This is a genomic window from Peptoniphilus gorbachii (genome assembly GCF_016908115.1).
In the GTDB taxonomy this organism is placed as follows: domain Bacteria; phylum Bacillota; class Clostridia; order Tissierellales; family Peptoniphilaceae; genus Peptoniphilus_A; species Peptoniphilus_A gorbachii.
Genome location: NZ_JAFBDH010000007.1, coordinates 39,093 through 58,382, shown reverse-complemented (window position 1 = coordinate 58,382; position 19,290 = coordinate 39,093). Strand labels below are relative to the sequence as shown.

21 protein-coding genes are annotated in these 19,290 nt (G+C 32.2%); 3 read left to right on the top strand and 18 right to left on the bottom strand.

What is annotated here, in order from left to right; translation table 11 throughout:
- Window positions 1-158: 158 nt before the first annotated feature.
- The 15 genes from JOD41_RS07265 to JOD41_RS07195 all read right to left on the bottom strand — a co-directional run bounded on the left by JOD41_RS07265 (window position 159) and on the right by JOD41_RS07195 (window position 13,685).
- Complete coding sequence (locus tag JOD41_RS07265; protein WP_205052243.1) at window positions 159-1,928, bottom strand: acyl-CoA carboxylase subunit beta; 1,770 nt, start codon at window positions 1,926-1,928, stop codon at window positions 159-161.
- Between the two features lie 9 nt (window positions 1,929-1,937).
- Complete coding sequence (gene gctB / locus JOD41_RS07260; RefSeq protein ID WP_156701285.1) at window positions 1,938-2,735, bottom strand: glutaconate CoA-transferase subunit B; 798 nt, start codon at window positions 2,733-2,735, stop codon at window positions 1,938-1,940.
- Window positions 2,735-3,706, bottom strand: a complete 972-nt coding sequence (gene gctA / locus JOD41_RS07255) for a glutaconate CoA-transferase subunit A (protein WP_205052242.1) — start codon at window positions 3,704-3,706, stop codon at window positions 2,735-2,737. Before gctA ends, gctB begins: the two co-directional genes overlap by 1 nt.
- A 70-nt stretch (window positions 3,707-3,776) precedes the next feature.
- A complete protein-coding gene (locus tag JOD41_RS07250; RefSeq protein ID WP_205052241.1) occupies window positions 3,777-4,913 on the bottom strand; it encodes a sodium ion-translocating decarboxylase subunit beta in 1,137 nt (378 codons plus the stop codon).
- 14 nt (window positions 4,914-4,927) lie between these two features.
- The gene (locus JOD41_RS07245; protein ID WP_205052240.1) at window positions 4,928-5,341 is read right to left on the bottom strand and encodes a biotin/lipoyl-containing protein; all 414 of its coding nucleotides are present in this window, start codon (window positions 5,339-5,341) and stop codon (window positions 4,928-4,930) included.
- A 42-nt stretch (window positions 5,342-5,383) separates the two neighbouring features.
- Window positions 5,384-5,704: an OadG family protein gene (locus JOD41_RS07240; protein WP_205052239.1), complete on the bottom strand. Its 321-nt coding sequence runs from the start codon at window positions 5,702-5,704 to the stop codon at window positions 5,384-5,386.
- Between the two features lie 501 nt (window positions 5,705-6,205).
- On the bottom strand, window positions 6,206-6,772 hold the full coding sequence (locus JOD41_RS07235) for a manganese efflux pump MntP (protein WP_205052238.1): 567 nt from the start codon (window positions 6,770-6,772) through the stop codon (window positions 6,206-6,208).
- A 62-nt stretch (window positions 6,773-6,834) separates the two neighbouring features.
- Window positions 6,835-7,062: a glutaredoxin family protein gene (locus JOD41_RS07230; protein ID WP_205052237.1), complete on the bottom strand. Its 228-nt coding sequence runs from the start codon at window positions 7,060-7,062 to the stop codon at window positions 6,835-6,837.
- 80 nt (window positions 7,063-7,142) lie between these two features.
- Window positions 7,143-7,493 carry an ArsR/SmtB family transcription factor gene (locus tag JOD41_RS07225; RefSeq protein WP_205052236.1) on the bottom strand — a complete coding sequence of 117 codons (351 nt, stop codon included), beginning with the start codon at window positions 7,491-7,493 and terminating at the stop codon, window positions 7,143-7,145.
- A 7-nt stretch (window positions 7,494-7,500) separates the two neighbouring features.
- The gene (rsmA, locus tag JOD41_RS07220; protein ID WP_205052284.1) at window positions 7,501-8,352 is read right to left on the bottom strand and encodes a 16S rRNA (adenine(1518)-N(6)/adenine(1519)-N(6))-dimethyltransferase RsmA; all 852 of its coding nucleotides are present in this window, start codon (window positions 8,350-8,352) and stop codon (window positions 7,501-7,503) included.
- A complete protein-coding gene (rnmV, locus tag JOD41_RS07215; protein ID WP_205052235.1) occupies window positions 8,345-8,896 on the bottom strand; it encodes a ribonuclease M5 in 552 nt (183 codons plus the stop codon). The genes rsmA and rnmV overlap by 8 nt, the downstream gene beginning before the upstream one ends.
- Window positions 8,893-9,657 carry a TatD family hydrolase gene (locus JOD41_RS07210; protein ID WP_205052234.1) on the bottom strand — a complete coding sequence of 255 codons (765 nt, stop codon included), beginning with the start codon at window positions 9,655-9,657 and terminating at the stop codon, window positions 8,893-8,895. The genes rnmV and JOD41_RS07210 overlap by 4 nt, the downstream gene beginning before the upstream one ends.
- Window positions 9,658-9,665: 8 nt before the next feature.
- Window positions 9,666-11,636, bottom strand: a complete 1,971-nt coding sequence (metG, locus tag JOD41_RS07205) for a methionine--tRNA ligase (RefSeq protein ID WP_205052233.1) — start codon at window positions 11,634-11,636, stop codon at window positions 9,666-9,668.
- Between the two features lie 207 nt (window positions 11,637-11,843).
- On the bottom strand, window positions 11,844-12,782 hold the full coding sequence (locus JOD41_RS07200) for an NAD(P)-dependent oxidoreductase (protein WP_205052232.1): 939 nt from the start codon (window positions 12,780-12,782) through the stop codon (window positions 11,844-11,846).
- Window positions 12,783-13,685, bottom strand: a complete 903-nt coding sequence (locus tag JOD41_RS07195) for an alpha/beta fold hydrolase (RefSeq protein WP_205052231.1) — start codon at window positions 13,683-13,685, stop codon at window positions 12,783-12,785. It abuts the gene before it with no gap.
- A gap of 121 nt (window positions 13,686-13,806) precedes the next feature.
- On the opposite strand from JOD41_RS07195, the gene JOD41_RS07190 reads away from it, so the two are divergent.
- From JOD41_RS07190 to JOD41_RS07180, 3 genes are all read left to right on the top strand, one after another.
- The gene (locus tag JOD41_RS07190; protein ID WP_205052230.1) at window positions 13,807-15,372 is read left to right on the top strand and encodes an SH3 domain-containing protein; all 1,566 of its coding nucleotides are present in this window, start codon (window positions 13,807-13,809) and stop codon (window positions 15,370-15,372) included.
- Between the two features lie 95 nt (window positions 15,373-15,467).
- Window positions 15,468-16,040: an RNA polymerase sigma factor gene (locus JOD41_RS07185; RefSeq protein ID WP_205052229.1), complete on the top strand. Its 573-nt coding sequence runs from the start codon at window positions 15,468-15,470 to the stop codon at window positions 16,038-16,040.
- On the top strand, window positions 16,033-16,803 hold the full coding sequence (locus JOD41_RS07180) for a hypothetical protein (RefSeq protein ID WP_205052228.1): 771 nt from the start codon (window positions 16,033-16,035) through the stop codon (window positions 16,801-16,803). The genes JOD41_RS07185 and JOD41_RS07180 overlap by 8 nt, the downstream gene beginning before the upstream one ends.
- Before the next feature lie 111 nt (window positions 16,804-16,914).
- Here JOD41_RS07180 and JOD41_RS07175 read toward each other — a convergent pair whose 3' ends face one another.
- The 3 genes from JOD41_RS07175 to JOD41_RS07165 form a co-directional block, all read right to left on the bottom strand.
- Window positions 16,915-17,763, bottom strand: coding sequence for a DnaJ domain-containing protein (locus tag JOD41_RS07175; RefSeq protein WP_205052227.1), 849 nt, complete (start codon window positions 17,761-17,763; stop codon window positions 16,915-16,917).
- Entirely contained in the window at window positions 17,756-18,403 is a 648-nt protein-coding gene (locus JOD41_RS07170; protein ID WP_239541124.1) for a metallopeptidase family protein, read from the bottom strand. The genes JOD41_RS07175 and JOD41_RS07170 overlap by 8 nt, the downstream gene beginning before the upstream one ends.
- Before the next feature lie 82 nt (window positions 18,404-18,485).
- Window positions 18,486-19,286 carry an ATP-binding cassette domain-containing protein gene (locus tag JOD41_RS07165; RefSeq protein WP_205052226.1) on the bottom strand — a complete coding sequence of 267 codons (801 nt, stop codon included), beginning with the start codon at window positions 19,284-19,286 and terminating at the stop codon, window positions 18,486-18,488.
- Window positions 19,287-19,290 lie beyond the last annotated feature (4 nt).

The window sequence follows — 19,290 nt, the reverse complement described above, 5'->3', positions numbered from 1 at the left end:
AGCCAAGAATCGTGAAATTACAAGGCTTTTGGAGCTTTTATGTTTTACTATTTTTTACTTTTAAAAAGTATTGTTTACTTATCGTAAATTAATTTGACATATACAAAAATATTGGATAATCCTTTTTCAGATTATCCAATAAATTGTCATGTTTTATATTATTTAATGTTATTTAATCTATCGTAATCTCTGATGATTCTTGGAGTAAGCATTTGATGAACTGGGCAAATTGATTCAGGATCTTGATATGCACTTTCAGTGAAAGCGATAATATAATTTCTCCATAAGTTCATATTTACTATTTCATCTACTAAACCATATTTAGCACAAGAGAATGGTTTTGATTTTTCAGCATAATCTTGAATTAAATCATTCATCTTGTCAATTGTTGGTTGAAGATCTTTTCCAGCTTTTTTATCTTTTGCAAGTCTTCTTGAATACATTGCAGTAGCTGCAGTTTCTCCATTCATTACGTTGATTTCAGTAGCTGCAGATCCTAGAGAAAATGCGTTAGTGTCATTTCCTTGTGGTCCACCAAGTACGTAGTGAGCTGCTGCAGTCCCCTTTCTCATTGTAATTTCCATTTGAGGAAGATCAGATTTTTGAATTGAATAAATAAGTGATTGACCAAGTCCTAGTAATTCAGCTTTTTCTGCATCGTCGCCTACATCAATACCTGTAGTATCTTGTAGCCAAATAATTGGAAGTCTGTCTCTAGCACAAAGTGTTACAAATTCATTCATCTTGATTAAACCTTGTCTATAAAGTTTTCCACCAATAGAGATGTGTTTAGGATCATTGTAGTATTCAGGATAGCCCATTAATAGACCTTGAACATTAGCAACAACACCAACTAAAAGTCCGTTAACTTTTGCAAGTCCAGTTACCATTTCTCTACCGTAACCTTTTTTGTATTCCATAAATTCAGAACCGTCAAAAAGTCTTGAAATTACATCATATACATCGTAAGCCTTTTTACCATTAAGTGGAATAAGTGAATACATATCGTTAGGGTCAAATAGTGGATTCTTTGGATCGTCTACTCTGAAGAATTCTCTTTGGAATTTAGGAAGCATTGAAAGATATTTTCTAATTCCTTCAAGCACTCCTTCTTCTTCAACATAAACTTCTCTCATAAAACCAGTTTGTGCAAAGTGAACTCCTACTGATCCTGGAGGAGTAGTTTTCTTAGCATTTGCAGTTTGATCAGCTATTTGGTTAGCTCCTTCTTCGTCGATATATCCCTTTGGATTCATACCGCCAAGGATTCCAGCTCCACCAACAGCCATATTTGCATCTTTATGAGCAACTATAATTGTAGGAGAAATTGAGTGATATCCACCACCAGCTGGGTTAGTTCCATAAATACCAACTATTACAGGAACGCCACATTGGTTAAGTCTTGAATTTCTATAGAAAGGAGTACCGCCTCCACGTCTATTTGGATAAACTTTTTCTTGTTCGTCGAGTTTTACACCTGAACAATTTAGTATATATACTAGTGGAATTCTAAGTCTTTCTGCTGTATCTGATGCTCTTAATAGGTCATCAGCTTGTCCAGCAATCCATGCACCTGCAAGTTTTTTGTTATCTGATGCAACAATGTATACCCATCTGTCATCAACTTTTGCAAGTCCTTTAACAATACCAGTTGTACCATGGTCATTTTCACCAGGATTGTAAATAGTATTAAGTGGGCACCAAGTACCTTCGTCTATAAGTTCAGCAATTCTTTGAAGTGCTGTCATTTCGCCACGTTCATTTACTTTTTCATCTGGTTTACCAGCAGCAAGAGCTTTTTCAGCAAACTCTCTAATTTCTTCTTCAACTTCTCTTAATTGATTGAAGTTTTCTTCATCAACTGCTTTTAATGGCTTTCCAATTGTCTTCATATTTTGAAAATATGAAGCAAGTGAATATTGAGTCATGTGTCCTCCTTATTCTTCTACAGGTCTCTTAATGAAAGCTTCGCCTGGATCTATTTCTTCTCTTATTAATTTAATAACTTCTTCGTCTGGTTCTTCAAGTTTTACTGCACGAGATACATCAATATCAAATCCTGTATTTTCAATAACATCTTCTGGAGATGAAGAAGGATAATATCCAGCAAGATACATTCTCTTAGTATCTTCGTCAAATTTTAATATACCCTTATCAGTTACAACCATTTGTGGTCCAACATTTTCAGGAATACCTACTCTAGTTCTTCCGCCAGGACCATCGATCCAACCTGGAGAAGTAATATAGTCAACTTTTTCTATAAATCTTCTCTTTTCGTGTTGCATCATAATAATAGTATTTACATAAGTTGCAATACCATTAGCTCCACCAGAACCAGTAAATCTTGTCTTAGGGTGGTGGTAGTCACCAATTACTGTAGAGTTAACATTTCCAAATGGGTCAATTTGAGCTCCACCGATAAATGCAATCATTCTCTTTTTGTCATGTCTCCATTCATTAGCTTGGAAACCAACATAAGTTGCATTTGTCCAGTGAACACCACAGTGTGCCATAAATCTATTGTCACCAACTGATCTTGGAACTTCTATTGGATCACAATCCATAAGTCCTGATTCTACAATTAGATAACAGTTAGGAGCATAAACTGCTTTTGCAAGAGATGCGCCAATTAGAGGAAGTCCTGTTCCTACAATTGCTATTTGACCGTCTTTAATTTGTCTAGCAATTGTAACTGCTTGCATTTCTTTATTTGTATAATTATCATATCTAGCCATTATTTATCTTCTCCCTTCTTTAGTACGTCTGTAGAGTAACCAAATCCTGGAACATTCTTTAATCCGATAAGTCTTGTAGCTCCAAGTTTATTTAGGTATGCTTCGTGATCTTCAACACCATATACCCATTCGTCTAAGAATGCATTGAAGTTTTCTTCAGTTTTTGATTCAACGTTATACATCTTATAGAAGGCAGCATCATAATCATAATAGTTATAGCATTGTGAAGGGTGTGCTCCAAATGGTGCATGAACTACTGCATCAACACAGAATCCAGGAATTTTGTTTTCAGCTGCATCAAAGTTTTTGATGTATTCGTTAGAAACAAGCTCTTCGCAAGTTACGATAACTTTTTTAGCTGCTATTGCAATATCAACATCGTGGAAAGTGTTTCCAAGAATTCTTGTAGTTCCGTCTGGAGATGCCATTTGTACGTGAATTATTGCAGTGTCAATTTCTGGAACTGGAGCTGCAACAAGTTTTTCTCCCTTTTTGAATGGGTTTTCTACATATATAAACTTATCATTTGGAAGTTTGTCAATTTTTTCTCTTTCTTCTTTAGAAATTCCCCATTCGTCAACTAAACCTGAACCCATCATAAGTCTACATGGTAGGTATGGAAGTCCAAGTGCAGCTGCGTGAATTCTTTGCATTTCAACGTCTTGAGAGTAGTCTTCCATAAGAAGTTCACCCTTTTCAACCGCTGCTCTAAATCTTCTTGAAACATTTGTATATCCTGAGTTAGCAGTGTAGCAATTTATGTATGCCTTTACTCTGCCAGCTCCAATTAATGTGTCCCAGTCTCCTCCTGCAGGTCCTGCTTCAACGATAAAATCTTTTTGACCTTGACGCAAAATTTCATTTACTGCTGCGTAAGGTTTTCTGTTAGTTGTAAATCCCCCTAGTGAAATTACATCGCCATTTTCTACATATTTTGCTATGGCGTCTTTAAGTTTCATTACTTTACTCAAGTTAAAACCTCCTTTTGTTATATATAACTTGATTGCATAAATATTCAGCTCACTTTGGAGCTGAATTTAATTAATGACTAAATAATATTAAGAATACACCTGCTGCTACTGCTGAGCCTATAACTCCAGCAACATTAGGTCCCATTGCGTGCATTAGTAAGAAGTTAGTAGGATTATATTTTCTACCTTCAACTTGTGATACACGTGCTGCCATTGGTACTGCTGATACACCAGCTGAACCAATAAGTGGATTGATCTTTCCACCTGTTACAATGTATAGAATTTTTCCAAAAATAACACCGCCTGCTGTTGCAAAGCAAAATGCCATTAGTCCAAGGACTATTATTTTAATTGTTGCAGGTTGTAGAAAAGTTGTTCCATCTGCAGTTGCTCCAACAGTTGTACCAAGCATAATTGTTACAATGTTCATAAGAGCATTTTGTACAGTGTCAGAAAGTCTTGCAACTACTCCTGATTCCTTAAATAGGTTTCCAAGCATTAGCATACCAAGAAGTGGTGCTACATCTGGAAGAAGTAGTGATGTGAAAAGTACTACTACAACTGGAAAAATAACTTTTTCTAGTTTAGATACTTTTCTTAGTGAAGTCATAACTGTTGTTCTTTCTTTTTCAGTAGTAAGTGCCTTCATAATTGGCGGTTGAATCATTGGGATAAGAGCCATGTATGAATAAGCTGCTACTGCAATTGGTGCAAGTAAGTGTGGTGCAAGTTGTGATGTTGTAAATATTGCTGTTGGGCCATCTGCTCCACCGATAATACCAATTGATGCTGCTTCTGGTCCAGTAAAACCAAGTTTAATAGCTACAATAAAGGCAACATAAATACCAAATTGTGCTGCTGAACCTAGTAAAAGTGAAATTGGATTTGCAATAAGTGGTCCAAAGTCAGTCATTGCTCCTACGCCCATAAATATTAAACATGGGAATAAGTTTGACTTAACTCCGTTATACATAATTGCTAAAACCCCTGAAGATTGCCATGGGTCTCCAACTTCCATTAAGCCTGTCATTGGCAAGTTTCTTAAAAGCATACCAAAGGCAATTGGAAGAAGTAATAATGGTTCAAATTCTTTTTTAATCGCTAGATAAATAAGAATGAAGGATATAATAAACATTACTACATTTTGCCACTGTAATGCTGCAAACCCCGATTCACCTAGAATCCCCTGTAATGTTTCTAATAACATATTCCGACCTCCTATTATTCAACAACTGCTAGTAATGCGTCAGTATCTACTGTTTCTCCAGCTGTTACTTTAAGTGTTACTTTTCCTGCACATGGAGCTACGATTTCATTTTCCATCTTCATAGCTTCAAGAATTAAAATTACATCTCCAGATGCTACAGTGTCACCATTATTAACATTTAATTTAAGAACAGTTCCTGGCATTGGTGAAACTACATCTCCTGCGCCGCCTGCTGCTGGAGCTGCCGCTGGTGCAGGTGCTGGTGCTGCTTGTTGTGGAGCAGGTGCTGCTGGTGCTACTGCTGGAGCTACTGGAGCTGCTGCTGGTGCTGCTGTTAAAGATCCTGGAGTAAGTGATCCATATCCTCCACCAACTTTTTCAACTTCTACTTCAAAAACTTTTCCATCTACTTTAACTTGATATTTCATTAATTTCTCCTTTTCATAAATAATAGAATAATTTAAAATAATTTATTTTTTTTCGTTTATAGAAACAATTCTAAAACTTTCAACTCTCGATCTTTCTTGCATGCTAATTGCTCCAACTATTGCTGCTAATAGTGCAGGGTCCATTGAATTATCAGCTACTGCTTTTTTCGGTGCTGCCTTTACAGGCGCTGCTGCTTTTTGATTAGACTTATTTGCGTCAGCCTTACCTTGAATACCTCCAACTACCTTACTAATTATCATAATTGCAATTAGTAGAGAAATAAGGGCTAAGAAAACTACGCTAAGTCCTGTCAACGCTACACCAAAGGCTTCTCCAAGGGTAAGAGTAACATCTCCTAACATTATCACACCTCCCAATGTGTTTTTTTCATATTACGGAATACATTCCAACTTTTAAGAATATTATAACAAAGACCTAAAATTAATTCAATTAAAATCTCTATGTATGATAAATTAATTTAAATCTTTTGCATATCAATTATACATTAAAAAACATGTAAAATAAAGGAAATCCTTTTTGTTAATTTTCTTCAAATATCCAAAATTAAAGTATTTTTTAATATTAATTACATTTGTTAAAAAAAGATTTAATTATAATTTATTTTCTTATAAAATTTAATTTTTGAAGCTTAATCTTTGACTAAATGAAAATTTAATTTTTTTTAAGTTTTATTTTTTTATTTAATTTTTTTATAATTTAATAATATTTTAAAATGGATTTTTATATTTTTACTTATTTTTAAGTAATTTTTATAATGAAAATTTTTAAGTAATTTTTTTAATTAAACTATAAAAAAACTCGCTAGTTAAAAAACTTAGAGAGTTTAAAGTTATCTTATTGTATTAAATTGTAAGAAGTCCGAGATGCTCTACTAAAATTTTTATGCCAAGAAAAATTAGTATTAAGCCTCCTGTTACTTGGGCCTTGTCTTTTAAGGCAATGCCAAAAGCTTTTCCTATTTGTACTCCAAAAAAAGATATGATAAAGGTTGTTAGTCCTATTACAAAAATTGTCATAGATATTTTTATATTTAAAAAGGCAAAGGAAACTCCAACTGCTAGAGCATCAATAGATGTCGCTATGGCTAACATTAATAAGTTTTTCAGATCAAGTTTATCTTCTTCAATTTTACAAGTTTTTTCCCTTGATTCTCTTATCATGTTAATTCCTATAATTGATAGGAGAACAAAGGCAATCCAGTGATCTACTCTTTGAAGCTTTTCTGCAAAAATCGAACCCAAAAGATATCCAACAAAGGGCATAAGTGCTTGAAAGACTCCAAAAAATAGGGAAATAACAAAGGATTTTTCTAAAAATTTTTTTCTTATGGATAGGCCCTTACATATTGCCGCCGCAAAGGCGTCCATAGAAAGTCCCACTCCAATAAAAAATACCGATATTAAATTCATCTTCACTCCTCAAAAAAATAGATGCCCCCACAGCATCTATTTTTCTTCTAATTTTTAAATAATTATTTTAACAATTCGTCTAATCTATTTTTGTCAAAGCCAACGATTTGTTCGTCATCAATACAGATTACTGGGACTCCCGTGTATCCCATTGCCATTAATTCGCTTCTTGCTTCTTTGTCAGTTTGAACATTCTTTTCTTCGAAGTCAACTTCTCTTTCTTTTAAATAATCCTTTGCCATTGTGCAGTAAGGGCAAGTGTTACTTGTGTATACTGTTACTTTACTCATTTTATTCCTCCTCATTAGTTCTTTTATTATACTCCAATAGTATAAGTGAATCAAATATTTAAATTTTTACTTAATTATTTTTATAATTTGTGCTTTGCATGTTCTAAGCCGTCTTTGAATATACAAAGTACATGTTCATCGTCTAGTGAATAATAGGCTCTTCTACCATTTCTCTTTACTTTTATTAGATTTTGATTTCTTAAAAGTGCAAGTTGATGGGATATTGAAGACTGACTCATATTAAGTAAGACTGCAATATCAGAAACGCATAAAGGTCCATTCATAAGTGCATAGATGATCTTTATCCTTGTAGGATCAGATAGGGATTTAAATATTTGTGAAATTATTTCAATTAAGTCATCCTTTTTGTTAAATTCGTAAATATTCTTTTCTACTTCTTTTGAAATTTCATCTATAAATTTATCATTCATATTTTCTTTACCCCACACTTTTAAAATTTACACTTAAAACTATAAATTCTTCAAGCTTTAGTGTCTCTGCTCTTCTTCTTTCATCAATGCCACTTAGTTCAAGAGCTCTTTTTATTTCTTCTTTAGTGTAATTTAATTTTGAATTAGAAAGAGAATTTAAAATTGTCTTCCTTCTAGTTGTAAAAGCTGCACGTACGACTTTAAATAAAAAGTCTGTATCAAGATCTTCTCTTTTTTTCATAACTAAATTAACAACTGCCGAGTCCACATTTGGCTTTGGCATAAAGACTGAACTTGGCACTTGAAATTTGTAAAGGCAGTCTGTGTAATAATTTATAAAAACTGAAAGTGATCCATAATCTTTATTACCTGGCTCTGCTGCAAGTCTTTTTGCAACTTCCTTTTGTACCATTACTGTTATAGAAATTAAATTAACTTTAGCTAAAATTAATTTTTCAATAATTGGTGTTGTTACATAATAAGGAAGATTTGCCACTACTTTAAAGCTTTCACCGCCAAATTCATCCTCAGTAAGTTTTTTTAAATCTAAGTCCAAAAAATCTCCATAGATTACTTTTACATTGTCTATATCAAGAGTTTCCTTGTGAAGATCTCTTAACTTTTCATCGATTTCAACTGCAAGAACTTTTTTTGCCCTTAGCGCCAACTCTTCTGTTAACGTTCCAACTCCAGGACCAATTTCAAGTACATTGTCATCCTTTGTTATTTCAGCTGCATCAGCAATTTTTCTAACTATATTTCCGTCAATTAAAAAGTTTTGTCCCAGAGATTTTGTAAATCTAAATCCATATTTTGTGAGGATTTCTGAGAGTTTACTTGGTTTATATAATCTATCTATGAGAATTCACTTCCTTCATAGCCTCTTCAAATTCTTTTCTGGTAATTCCAAAGGAATTTAATTTATGAAGAGTCTTTTTTCCATTTCCGTATCCTATTTTTAGGATTTCAGAAAGTTTTTCCCGTCTCATACTTGCATCATCAGAATTTATAAGTCTATTTTCAATTAAATCACTCATAGTGTATTCTATTTTTGCATCTATTTTTGTAGCTCGTGCTGCCTTTAAAGCCTTTAAAATTTCTTCGGGGTTTGCATTTTCAACTCCAATGTCGCCATGTTTTGTGGAAACATCTTGTGAAAGATAGGCGTGTTTTGCATTTGGAATTTCATCTGCTATTCTCTTTCTTATTTGAGAACCCATGTAGTCTGAATCTGTGAAAATTATAATTCCCTTTTTCTTATCCATTTCTTTTAAAAGATTTATTAATTTTTTCCCAAAGGCAAAGCCGTGAGTGGTAATAATTTCTGCATCAACTGCCTTTTTAATGGCAATCTCATCGTCACGACCTTCTGCGACAATTACTTCTTTAATTGTCATTTTCATATTCCAAAAAACCTCTTTGTATTTATTGCTGTAATTTTTTCAAGCTCTCCTGCATCCATTTGTCTAAGATCAGCAATATATTGGCAAGAAAACTTCACAAATTTTGGCTCATTTCTCTTGCCTCTATAAGGAACAGGTGTCATATAAGGGCAATCTGTTTCAAGAAGAAGTCTATCAAGATCAACTGCTTTTGCAACTTCCTTTGGAGTCTTTGCATTTTTAAAAGTAACAGCTCCACCAAGGGCAAGGTAGTCTCCCATCTTTAAATATTCTCTCATCATGTCAACAGATTGTGAAAAACAGTGAATTAAAGCTGTAAAATCATATTTTTCGTGAGCTTCCTTTAAAATATCAAAGGTGTCTTTTGCTGCATCACGAGAGTGAATTACAATATTTTTCTTTAATTTAGCTGCAAGTTCAATTTGTCTTTTAAAAACTTCCTTTTGCACATCTCTTGGTGAGTTGTCGTAATAATAATCTAGTCCAATTTCACCAATAGCCACAACTTTTTTATTCTTAGAAAGTTCTATAAGTCTCTTTTCCACTTCATCGTTATAAGAACTTGCCTCGTGAGGATGTACTCCAATAGCCGCATAAATATTTTTGTATTTATTGGCAAGCTTTACTGACCTCTCTGATGAAGGTAGGTCAGAAGAATTATTTATAACAAGTTCTATTCCATTTTCACTTAAACTTTTGATTACTTCTTCACGATCTTCCTCGAAAGCTTCATCATCTAAGTGCACATGTGAATCTATCATAGTATCTCCTAACTAATTTTTGCTCCAGATTTAATATCAGATAAAGTTGATGAAAGAGTTAAATTTCCTTCATCATCTGCTGCAGCAAGAAGCATTCCATTAGACTCAACGCCCCTTAATTTAATTGGCTTTAAATTTAAAATCATAAGGATTTTTTTGCCAACTAAATCATCTTTCTTGTAGTATTCCTTAATGCCAGATACAATTTGTCTATCCATGTCCCCAATTTTTAATTTAAGAACATAAAGCTTATCAGCATTAGGATGATCTTCTACATCAACAATTTCTGCAACTCTAATATCAAGCTTTGCAAAATCTTCTATATTAATTTCTTTTTTTATATCTTCTTTAATATCATCATTAATATCATCTTTAGGATCAGCCATAGTTCTTGACTTTAAAAGAGCAATGTTTTCTTCGTTAAACCTTTCAATTTCAGCATCAATATCAAGTCTTGGGAAAATAACTTCGCCCTTATTTACCTTAGTGCCATCTTCTATTAGACCAAAAACCCTAGCATCTTCCCAATTAACTTCATGAGAAAGACCAAGTTGTTCTCTTATCTTTAAAGAAGTATTCTTAATAAAAGGATAAATCAAAACAGAAACAATTCTTAAACTTTCTGCCAAATTATATAAAACAGTATTAAGTCTATCTAATTTATCTTCATCTTTAGCTAGTTTCCAAGGTTCAGTTTCATCAACATACTTATTTGATCTTCTAATTAGTTTCCATATAGATTCAAGAGCAACAGAAAATTGGTAATGTTCCATTGCGCTTTCAACTTCATCAATTACAGAAACAGCAAGATTTTCAAGATCATCATCCACATCTTCTCTTACGCCTTTGTCTTCAATTACTCCATCATTATATTTAGAAATCATCGAAACAGTTCTTGAAAGAAGATTTCCAAGGTCATTAGCAAGATCAGAATTAAGTCTTTGCATGAATTTTTCAATATTAAAAGAACCATCAGAGCCAAAAGAAAATTCCCTTAACAAGAAATATTTAAGAGCATCAACGCCATAAAGATTAATAATTGGTTCAGGGTAAATAACATTTCCCTTGGACTTACTCATCTTGTCATTGTCAAATAAAATCCAGCCATGACCAAAAACCTTGTCAGGAAGAGGTAAATCAAGTGCCATTAAAAGAGCAGGCCAGATAATTACGTGAAATCTCATAATTTCCTTGCCAACAAAATGAACACCAGCTGGCCAATAAGAATTGAATTTTTCCTTGTCAGTGCCATAACCAATAGCAGTTAAATAGCAAGCAAGAGCATCAATCCAAACATAAACAACATGCTTTTTATCAAAAGGAACATCAACACCCCAATTAAAAGTAGATCTAGAAACAGAAAGATCTTCAAGACCATCTTTGCCTTCAAAGAAGTTTTTAATCATTTCATTTTTTCTAAAAGCAGGTTCAATAAAATCTGGATGATCTTCATAATATTTTAAAAGTCTATCCTTGTATTTTGAAAGTCTAAAGAAATAAGATTCCTCATGAGTAAGTTCAGTAGGTCTGCCACAGTCAGGACAAATATGATCTTCACCAACTTGTGCTTCAGTCCAAAAAGATTCACAAGGAGTACAATAATAACCTTCGTATTCTCCCTTATAAATGTCGCCCTTGTCATAAAGCTCTTGGAAAATATTTTTGACATCCTCTTCGTGATCCTTATCAGTAGACCTTACAAAATAATCATAGTCAATATCCATCATTTTCCAAAGTTTTTTTATGTTATTTACAATACCATCAACATATTCCTTTGGTTCCATGCCAAATTCCTTAGCTTTTTCTTCTATCTTTTGACCATGTTCATCAGTACCAGTAGTAAAGAAAACATCATAGCCCTTAATTTTCTTAAATCTCTTGACGCAATCAACTGCAACAGTGCAGTAAGTATGACCAATGTGAAGATTATCACTTGGATAATAAATTGGCGTCGTAACATAAAATTTCTTATTACTCATAAAACCTCCATAAAAAAACCCAATCCATAGGGATAAGGTCTTGGCAGAATCTGTCAATATTTCGATAATTTCTATTATTATTAAAATAATTATAACTGAAGTCACCTATAAAATCAATTTAAGCTATTTATTCAGTATGTTTTATAGGCAAAAGAGTTTGTAACTTATATTTATAAATTACAAACTCTTCCCTAACTTATTTTATTTTTAATAACCCTTGTCGAAGTCTACTATATTTTTGAAGTCGCCATCATTTTTTAGTGCCTTTAGGTTTTGGTAGGCTGTTTCAAATTGTCTTTTGCCCAAATCTTCACAAGTAAAGGATATGTGTGGATAGATGTAGACATTTTCCATTTCCCAAAGTTTAGAATCTTTGTTAAGAGGTTCTTCTTCAAATACGTCTAGTGCTGCTCCTCTTACTTTTCCTTCTTCAAGTGCTTCTACAAGGGCTTCTTCGTCAATTGTGGCTCCTCTTGATATATTTACTATAACAACTTTATCTTTTAAAATTTTAAATCGCTCTTTATTTAATATGTGATGGGTCTTTTCTGTTCCTGGAAGACACATTATGATGTAATCCATTTGTGGAAGTATTTCATCTAGTTCTTCTATTGAATATACATTGTCAAAGGGTTCTACTTTTCTTCCACTGGTGTTAAAGCCATTTAGTTCCATGCTAAAGCCCTTTAACCTTTTTGCACCTGCTATGGCAATTGTACCTGTGCCCATAAAAAGTGCTTTCTTACCATATAGGTTGTGAGAAAAACTTCTCCTTTGCCAAATTTTTTCCTTTTGATTTTCTATATTTTTTCTATCTTCTTTGTCAATTTGAAGAAGTCCATATACAATCCATTCAGCAATTGGCTCGTCATAAGCACCGTTATTGTTTGATAAAATTATTTCTTTTTCCTTTATATAATCTAAGTCTAAAAAATCAATACCAACTGATGTCAAAAAAATATATTTTAAATTTTTGTGCTTTTTGTAATTTATTTTTTCTAGATTAATTGCTCCAATTAATATATCTTCACCATAATCTTCTTTTTCATTTGGATTTTTTTCATCATATTGAATGACTTGATAGCCTAATTTTTTTATTGTTTCGCCATATTTTTTTGCTATTTTTTCTTCTAATAATACTTTCATTTATTCCTCCACAAATTTTCTTATAGTTTTTATTACAAGGTCTTTTTTGTCAGTCATTACAGAATGTCCGCAATTATCTAATTTTTTAAATTCTGCACCTATTTCTTCTGCTAAAAATCTTCCATCCATGTAAGATATTATTTTATCTTCATAGCCATGCAAAACTATACTTCCTTTTTTTAGTTTATCTCCAGAATATTTATAATCTCTTAAAATGCCTGCTACTTCGTCTAAATTTCTCTGTTTTATTGCAGAATCTACATTTCTTTCAAATTCTTCCTTTTCTGGCATCTTTATATTATAGATAAAAGTTTTAAAAAGAACTCTTATGTTGTCTTTTTTTAATTCTGTTCCCGTCATGCCCATGCTGGCAAAGCTGTCTTCAATTAAATTTAAGTTAAAGGTCATTAAACCCTTGAAAATTTCTAAGTTTTTCTGAGGATTTATAAAGTCAAAATTATTTAAATACTCGTGAAAATTATTTGTCAAAATATCTGCGCCATTGGTCCTAAAGGGTGCGTAGCCAAAGGGTGAAAGAAAAATTTGATTTTTTATTCTATTATTAATTTCTTCGTCCTTTGAAAGTTCAAGGGCGACACCACAGCCAAGGGACCAAGAAACTAGGGTAAAATTTTTTATATCAAGTTTTATGATAAATTCTTTAAGATCCTTTGCAAAATCATCTATTGTAGTAATTTTATTATTATAGGAGCTATTTCCATATCCCCTCATGTCGGGAGCAAATATGTGATAGTCCTCCAATTTTTTTATAATTTCAATAAAACAAGAAGATGAGTACATATTTCCATGTATAACTAGAATATTTTTGTCAGATTTATTTTCATTTTCAAGATAAAAAATTTTTTCATGATTTAGGTCAATATATTTTTCTTTTAAACTCATTTCATCTTCTCCTCTCATATAATTAAATTATATGCTAAAGCCCTAATTTAGTAAATAGAAGTAATATTGTAAAAATTTTTCAAGTATCTTATAATTAAGTAATAAATAGAAAGGAATCTTTATGAGTTTTTTTAGAACACTTCCAACTAAAATTAGCTTTAATACAAAGGAAAAAATTCAAATTGCCAATGCAGAACTTACCAGTGGCGATTTTGCAATAGCTATTGACATATTAAATGCACAAGACTCTTTTATTACTAACATTGAATTTGCTGTGAAATTTAAATCTATAGAAAGTTCCTATTTATTTAATGGCAGAGAGTTTTATTTTTCACAAGCTGTAAATATTGAGCCCTATACAAGATATTTCTTGGAGCCTTTTTTATTAGATGAAAGATTTTATGATGCAAGGGCAATAGACATATACATTTCAAAATACACTTGTGACGGAAAAACCATAACTTGTTCAGACAAAAAACATGAAATGAATCTGCCAGTAATTCCAGAAAAAAAGCGTGCTCAAATAAAGGAGACTCTTGGCGATGGAATAAAAACCTATGGTGAAAATAGAATTGATTTTTGGCGCTGTGTCTGTGGTTTTATAAATGAACAAGAAAAAAGTGAATGTGATTTTTGTGGCAGAAATAAAAATTTTGTCTTAAACAATTTGACAGAACCACTAATAAATTCAAAAATTTTAAATGTTCTTGAAAACACAAGGTCAACTTCGGACATAAATTTAAAAACCCTAGAAACTCACTTGACTCAAACAAATTTATCAAAGATTGCTCCCAATACTGAGAGCCTAAAAAGCGACAGAACTAATGAAGTTAGCACAAAAAAACCAAAAAAGTTTTCTGCTAGGACAATATTTTTCTCCATAATTTTAATAATTATTTTGTCAATAATTTCTCTCTTTATAATTAATTTTGTAAAAGTATCGAGAAATGAAAATAAAATTGAAGATGCAAGAGGTCTTGCCCTAAGTGGCGAATATAGAAGCGCCCTAGATTTATACAAGGAAGCTACAAAGGAAAAGACTAGTCCTGAAATTTCAAATGAAATGGAAAAACTTAAAAAATTAGTTCAATCTGATGAATTTTATCAAAGTGGACTTGAATTTTATAAAAATGAAAATTATATAGACTCTGCTTATAATTTCAAAAAAGTAGTCCAAGAAGATGAAAAAAATTATAAGGCAGCCCAAGACAAGCTACTTTCCATAGATAATATTATTTTGACTCAGGTAAAAAATGCCTATAAAGAAAATAAAGTTAATGAAGCCATGCTTTTATTAAATTCCTATCTCGGTGTTGTGCCTGAATCTGCAAAAGCAACAAGTCTAAAAAAAGAAATGGAAAGTAAAAATGCCATTGACTTAAGCAAAAATAAAAATCAAAAAGAAAATTTTGAAAAAGAAAATGACTATACAGATGCAGCTCAAACTGCAAAAAAATCTTCTGAACTCCTTCACACTTACAGAAATGTTGCCACAGAAAAGGCAAACCTAAGAAAGGAAGCAAGTGTAGATTCTGAAATTATAAAGATTTTGGAAAAGGGAACTGAACTCTATGTCTTAGAGACAAAAATCGAGCAGGGTGAGAGAATTTGGTGCCATGTAGAAGTAAAAAACACTATCTCTGGTGAAAACATGAGGGGCTGGATTTCTGATAAAACTTTAAATTAATTTCTCCACTTAAGTGGAGATTTTTTTTTGTAAAAAAATGAACCTTTTTCCATCCTAAATAGTCATATAAGTAGATGCATCTAAAGGAGGTTGAAATGAATCAGCAAAAATTTAATATAGAAAATTTTAAAAAATTAAAAAAAGGCGACAAAGATTCCTTTGATCTCTTATACGAAGAATACTACTTAATTTTGTACCGAACTGCCCTACTCATTTTGGGAAATAAAGAGGAGGCAGAAGATGTCCTCCAAGACAGCTTCATTTCAATTTATAAAAACATAATTAACTTGAAGGAATTTAACAAATTAAGACCTTGGATTTTTTCAATTTTAAAAAATTCTTGCTATACAAGATATAAAAATAGAAAGAGAGAATTCCCCGACGAATTTGTTTTTGAAAAGGCTGACTCAAAGCTTATTTCAAGTGGAGAAGATGAATTTGTATTAAATAATGAAGTTGAATCAGCCCTCTTAAAATTAAATCCCAAAGAAAGAGAAGTCCTGGTCCTATTTTATTACGACGACTTCTCCATAGAAGAAATTGCAAAAATTTTAAAGACCTTTAAGGGCACAGTTAAGTCTAGACTTTTTAGAGCTCGAAAAAATTTAAAGAAAGAAATAATGAAAATAGACCAAGACTTTGGCGAGAAGGAGAGTATTTATGAATAATTTTAATAATTTTGATGACTATATAAAAGACAAATTAGAAAAAAGTGTAGAAAATTCTGCTCCTTCTACTTATCTAAAAAATAAAATTGATCTAGAAATCAATTCACAAGGAGAAAAAGGAGAATTTAAAATGAAAAAAAGATTTGTATTAGTGGCAGCTGCTGCCCTTGTCCTTTCAGTGGGAGTTTTTGCTGCAGGAAAAATTACTGGAACAATTTCATCTTCAACATCATATTACAACTACACAAATTACACTGACATGGCTAAGGCAGAAAAGAAGGCTGGCTTTGAAACTTATGCTCCAGAAAATTTAGGCGACTATAAATTTGACGGAATCACAATGGTTAACATGGCAGATATGGATGACACTGGAGCAAAACTAAATAAAAGAAAGGCAATTGATGTTGACTACAAAAATGATAGCGGCGACAGAGTAATCCTTTCAATTGACAAGAATCCCGACAATGCAAAAACTGTTGATAAACAATTTTATCATGAAATGAGAGATGTTAAGGGCGTTAAAGTTTATTACTCAAGATTAGAAAGTGTAGTTTTACCAGATGAAAAAGATGCGACAAAAGAAGAACTTGAAAGGTCAAAAAATGATCCTTTCTTTAACCTAGCTATTGGTTCCGATAAAAGAGAAGAAGATGCTTCAAAGCACCTAATCTTTGACTACAAGGGAGTCCAATATTCTTTAATGGCTGGAGACGATATGGATGTAAATGAATTTTATAAGATGGCAGAAGAAATTATTAAATAATTTTTTCGAAGTTAGTTAAAACATTTTTCTTATATATTAGATAGTTGTAAAATTTAAAAATCTAAGCACCAAAAAAGGACTCTCGCGGTCCTTTCTTTTTGTCTAAAATATTTAATTTGCGCCAGACATTTTTTTATACATCTCAATATTTGAGTCATTTAAAAATTCGTAGGCTGCATTTATTTTTTGGAATTTTTCTTTTGCGCCATCTTCTTTATTTAAGTCAGGGTGATATTTTTTTGCCATCTTTCTGTAGGCAAGCTTCACTTCATATTTATCTGCGTTATAATTTACTCCAAGAGTGTCGCAGGCACTTTCGTATTGGTCCTTAAAGCCGTAGCTTCCTCCTTGTGATTGATTTCCATAAGATCCACCATAGTTATTACCATAAGAACCTTGATTTTCGTAAAAGCCACCGTAACCTTGCTGTCTAAAAAATTCATCAAACTGAGAAAAATCATCGAAAGTTGTCCAAGTAAAGCCTCCAAAATCTTTAAATCTCTCTCTAAATTCTTCTTCTCTTCTCTTTCTCTTTTCTTCCTCTTGTCTAATTCTTTCTCTTTCTTTTTTCTCCCAATAAGCCCTGCCGTAGCCAGAAATACTTTCAAATTCATTTTCTTTTCCAAGGAGATAATGATCTGCCCTGTCGTAGAAAAATTCTGTCACCATATAATGTATGTATTTCAAAAAAGATTCTGAGACATTACCAAGTAGGGGCACAAATATAGCCAAAATTATTAAAGTTGACAGCCACTTATTTCTTGCAAGTCCCTGCCAGGCAAAGGGATTTAAAAGTAATATTATTATTAAACATCCACCCATTGAAATTACATATAAGAAAAGTCTTCTTACAGCTGAAAATAAATCTACAGCAATATTTACTATTACAATTAAAAAAGTTAAGACCAGGTCAAAAAATTTGCCCAGAGCCCTATAAAAATACCCTAAAATTTTATTCATTTTGCTTCCTTTTTCTATATTCTTCTAAAAATTTATTGTCTTCAATTACAAGTCCCCACTCATTAGCAAGAAACTCCAAGTGGTGAGTAAACTCGTGAAGTAAAACTTCTTCTAGTTTTTCTTTTAATCTCTCTCTTGGCGAAAATCTATACAAATCCATAAAGGACCCGTAATAAATTTTTATCATATTGCCAAGAATTGACCTTTGATACTCGCCCATTATAAGGAGGTCTTCTGCATAAGATTCTTGATGGAACTTCCTCTCTTCTGTAAGAATTATACCACCATTAAGATACTCATAGGCATAGGATGGAATAGATTCACAAATTTCTTCCAAAATTTCTTCTACTTCATCAATTCTATCTAAATAATTTGAATCGTATTTATTTTCACTATCTAATCCTTTTTCATCTTGATCCTTTTCTTTATTTTCTTCTATGTCTTCCTCGCAATTATTATCTATTGGATCACTTATAAAATTTTCTTCTTGTCTTTCCTTTTCTAGTTCAATATTTTCACTCGTCTTTGTTTTTACTCCATCTTCATTTTTATTATAAATATCCTCAATTATATCAAGGGGAAGGTCAATATTATTTTCATAGTCGTTAAAAAAAATTTTTCTTTCCTTTTCACTAGGCATCTTTTCACCTCCAAAATAAAAAACTGTAGAAGCCTACAGTTTATCTACTTTATCTAATTATAATACCCAAGAGAAAAAAATTCTACACATCTTCTATTGCTGCAAGTGTCTTTCCTGGAACTGCTGACAATAACTTTTTTGTATAGTCTTCTTTTGGATTTTCAAAAACTTCTTCAGACTCATTATACTCCACGCATTTTCCATGATACATAACAAGAACTTCTTCAGCTACATGTCTTACAACAGAAAGATCGTGAGAAATAAAAATCATAGAAAGACCTAAATCTCTTTGCAAATCTTCAAGAAGGTTTATTATTTGTGCTTGAATGGAAACATCAAGAGCAGAAGTTGGCTCATCTGCCACAATTATTTTTGGATCAACTGCAAGTGCCCTTGCAATAGAAATTCTCTGTCTTTGACCTCCAGAAAATTCGTGAGGATATCTTTCCATATGATATTCTGACAGTCCACAAATTTCCATGGTTTCAAGAACTTTTTTGTAAATCTTTTTCTTATCTTTTTCTCCTAAAAAATTTCTTATGCCAGAGGCAATTATGTCCTTACATTTTTTTCTTGGATTAAGAGATGAATAGGGATCTTGAAAAATCATCTGCACATCTTTTCTATATGCCTTTAGTTCTCTTTGATTTTCCTTTAAAATATTTTTCCCCTTATAAATTATTTCGCCACTGGCATCAGGATAAAGTCCCATAATGCATCTGGCAAGAGTTGACTTGCCTGAGCCACTTTCCCCAACAACTCCTAGGGTATGAGAAGTTTTTAGGTCAAAGGAAATATTATTAACTGCCTTAAAGCTTTTGCCTCCACTAATTTTAAATTCTTTATTCAAGTTTTTAACTTCTAAAATTATTTTGTCGCTCATTTTA

Excerpts from the sequence above, each read along its gene's own strand:
- JOD41_RS07265 (WP_205052243.1), bottom strand. The coding sequence starts at position 1,928 with ATGACTCAATATTCACTTGCTTCATATTTTCAAAATATGAAGACAATT.
- gctB (WP_156701285.1), bottom strand. The coding sequence starts at position 2,735 with ATGGCTAGATATGATAATTATACAAATAAAGAAATGCAAGCAGTTACA.
- JOD41_RS07250 (WP_205052241.1), bottom strand. The coding sequence starts at position 4,913 with ATGTTATTAGAAACATTACAGGGGATTCTAGGTGAATCGGGGTTTGCA.
- JOD41_RS07245 (WP_205052240.1), bottom strand. The coding sequence starts at position 5,341 with ATGAAATATCAAGTTAAAGTAGATGGAAAAGTTTTTGAAGTAGAAGTT.
- JOD41_RS07240 (WP_205052239.1), bottom strand. The coding sequence starts at position 5,704 with ATGTTAGGAGATGTTACTCTTACCCTTGGAGAAGCCTTTGGTGTAGCG.
- JOD41_RS07235 (WP_205052238.1), bottom strand. The coding sequence starts at position 6,772 with ATGAATTTAATATCGGTATTTTTTATTGGAGTGGGACTTTCTATGGAC.
- JOD41_RS07230 (WP_205052237.1), bottom strand. The coding sequence starts at position 7,062 with ATGAGTAAAGTAACAGTATACACAAGTAACACTTGCCCTTACTGCACA.
- JOD41_RS07225 (WP_205052236.1), bottom strand. The coding sequence starts at position 7,493 with ATGAATGATAAATTTATAGATGAAATTTCAAAAGAAGTAGAAAAGAAT.
- rnmV (WP_205052235.1), bottom strand. The coding sequence starts at position 8,896 with ATGAAAATGACAATTAAAGAAGTAATTGTCGCAGAAGGTCGTGACGAT.
- JOD41_RS07210 (WP_205052234.1), bottom strand. The coding sequence starts at position 9,657 with ATGATAGATTCACATGTGCACTTAGATGATGAAGCTTTCGAGGAAGAT.
- metG (WP_205052233.1), bottom strand. The coding sequence starts at position 11,636 with ATGAGTAATAAGAAATTTTATGTTACGACGCCAATTTATTATCCAAGT.
- JOD41_RS07200 (WP_205052232.1), bottom strand. The coding sequence starts at position 12,782 with ATGAAAGTATTATTAGAAGAAAAAATAGCAAAAAAATATGGCGAAACA.
- JOD41_RS07195 (WP_205052231.1), bottom strand. The coding sequence starts at position 13,685 with ATGAGTTTAAAAGAAAAATATATTGACCTAAATCATGAAAAAATTTTT.
- JOD41_RS07190 (WP_205052230.1), top strand. The coding sequence starts at position 13,807 with ATGAGTTTTTTTAGAACACTTCCAACTAAAATTAGCTTTAATACAAAG.
- JOD41_RS07185 (WP_205052229.1), top strand. The coding sequence starts at position 15,468 with ATGAATCAGCAAAAATTTAATATAGAAAATTTTAAAAAATTAAAAAAA.
- JOD41_RS07180 (WP_205052228.1), top strand. The coding sequence starts at position 16,033 with ATGAATAATTTTAATAATTTTGATGACTATATAAAAGACAAATTAGAA.
- JOD41_RS07175 (WP_205052227.1), bottom strand. The coding sequence starts at position 17,763 with ATGAATAAAATTTTAGGGTATTTTTATAGGGCTCTGGGCAAATTTTTT.
- JOD41_RS07170 (WP_239541124.1), bottom strand. The coding sequence starts at position 18,403 with ATGCCTAGTGAAAAGGAAAGAAAAATTTTTTTTAACGACTATGAAAAT.
- JOD41_RS07165 (WP_205052226.1), bottom strand. The coding sequence starts at position 19,286 with ATGAGCGACAAAATAATTTTAGAAGTTAAAAACTTGAATAAAGAATTT.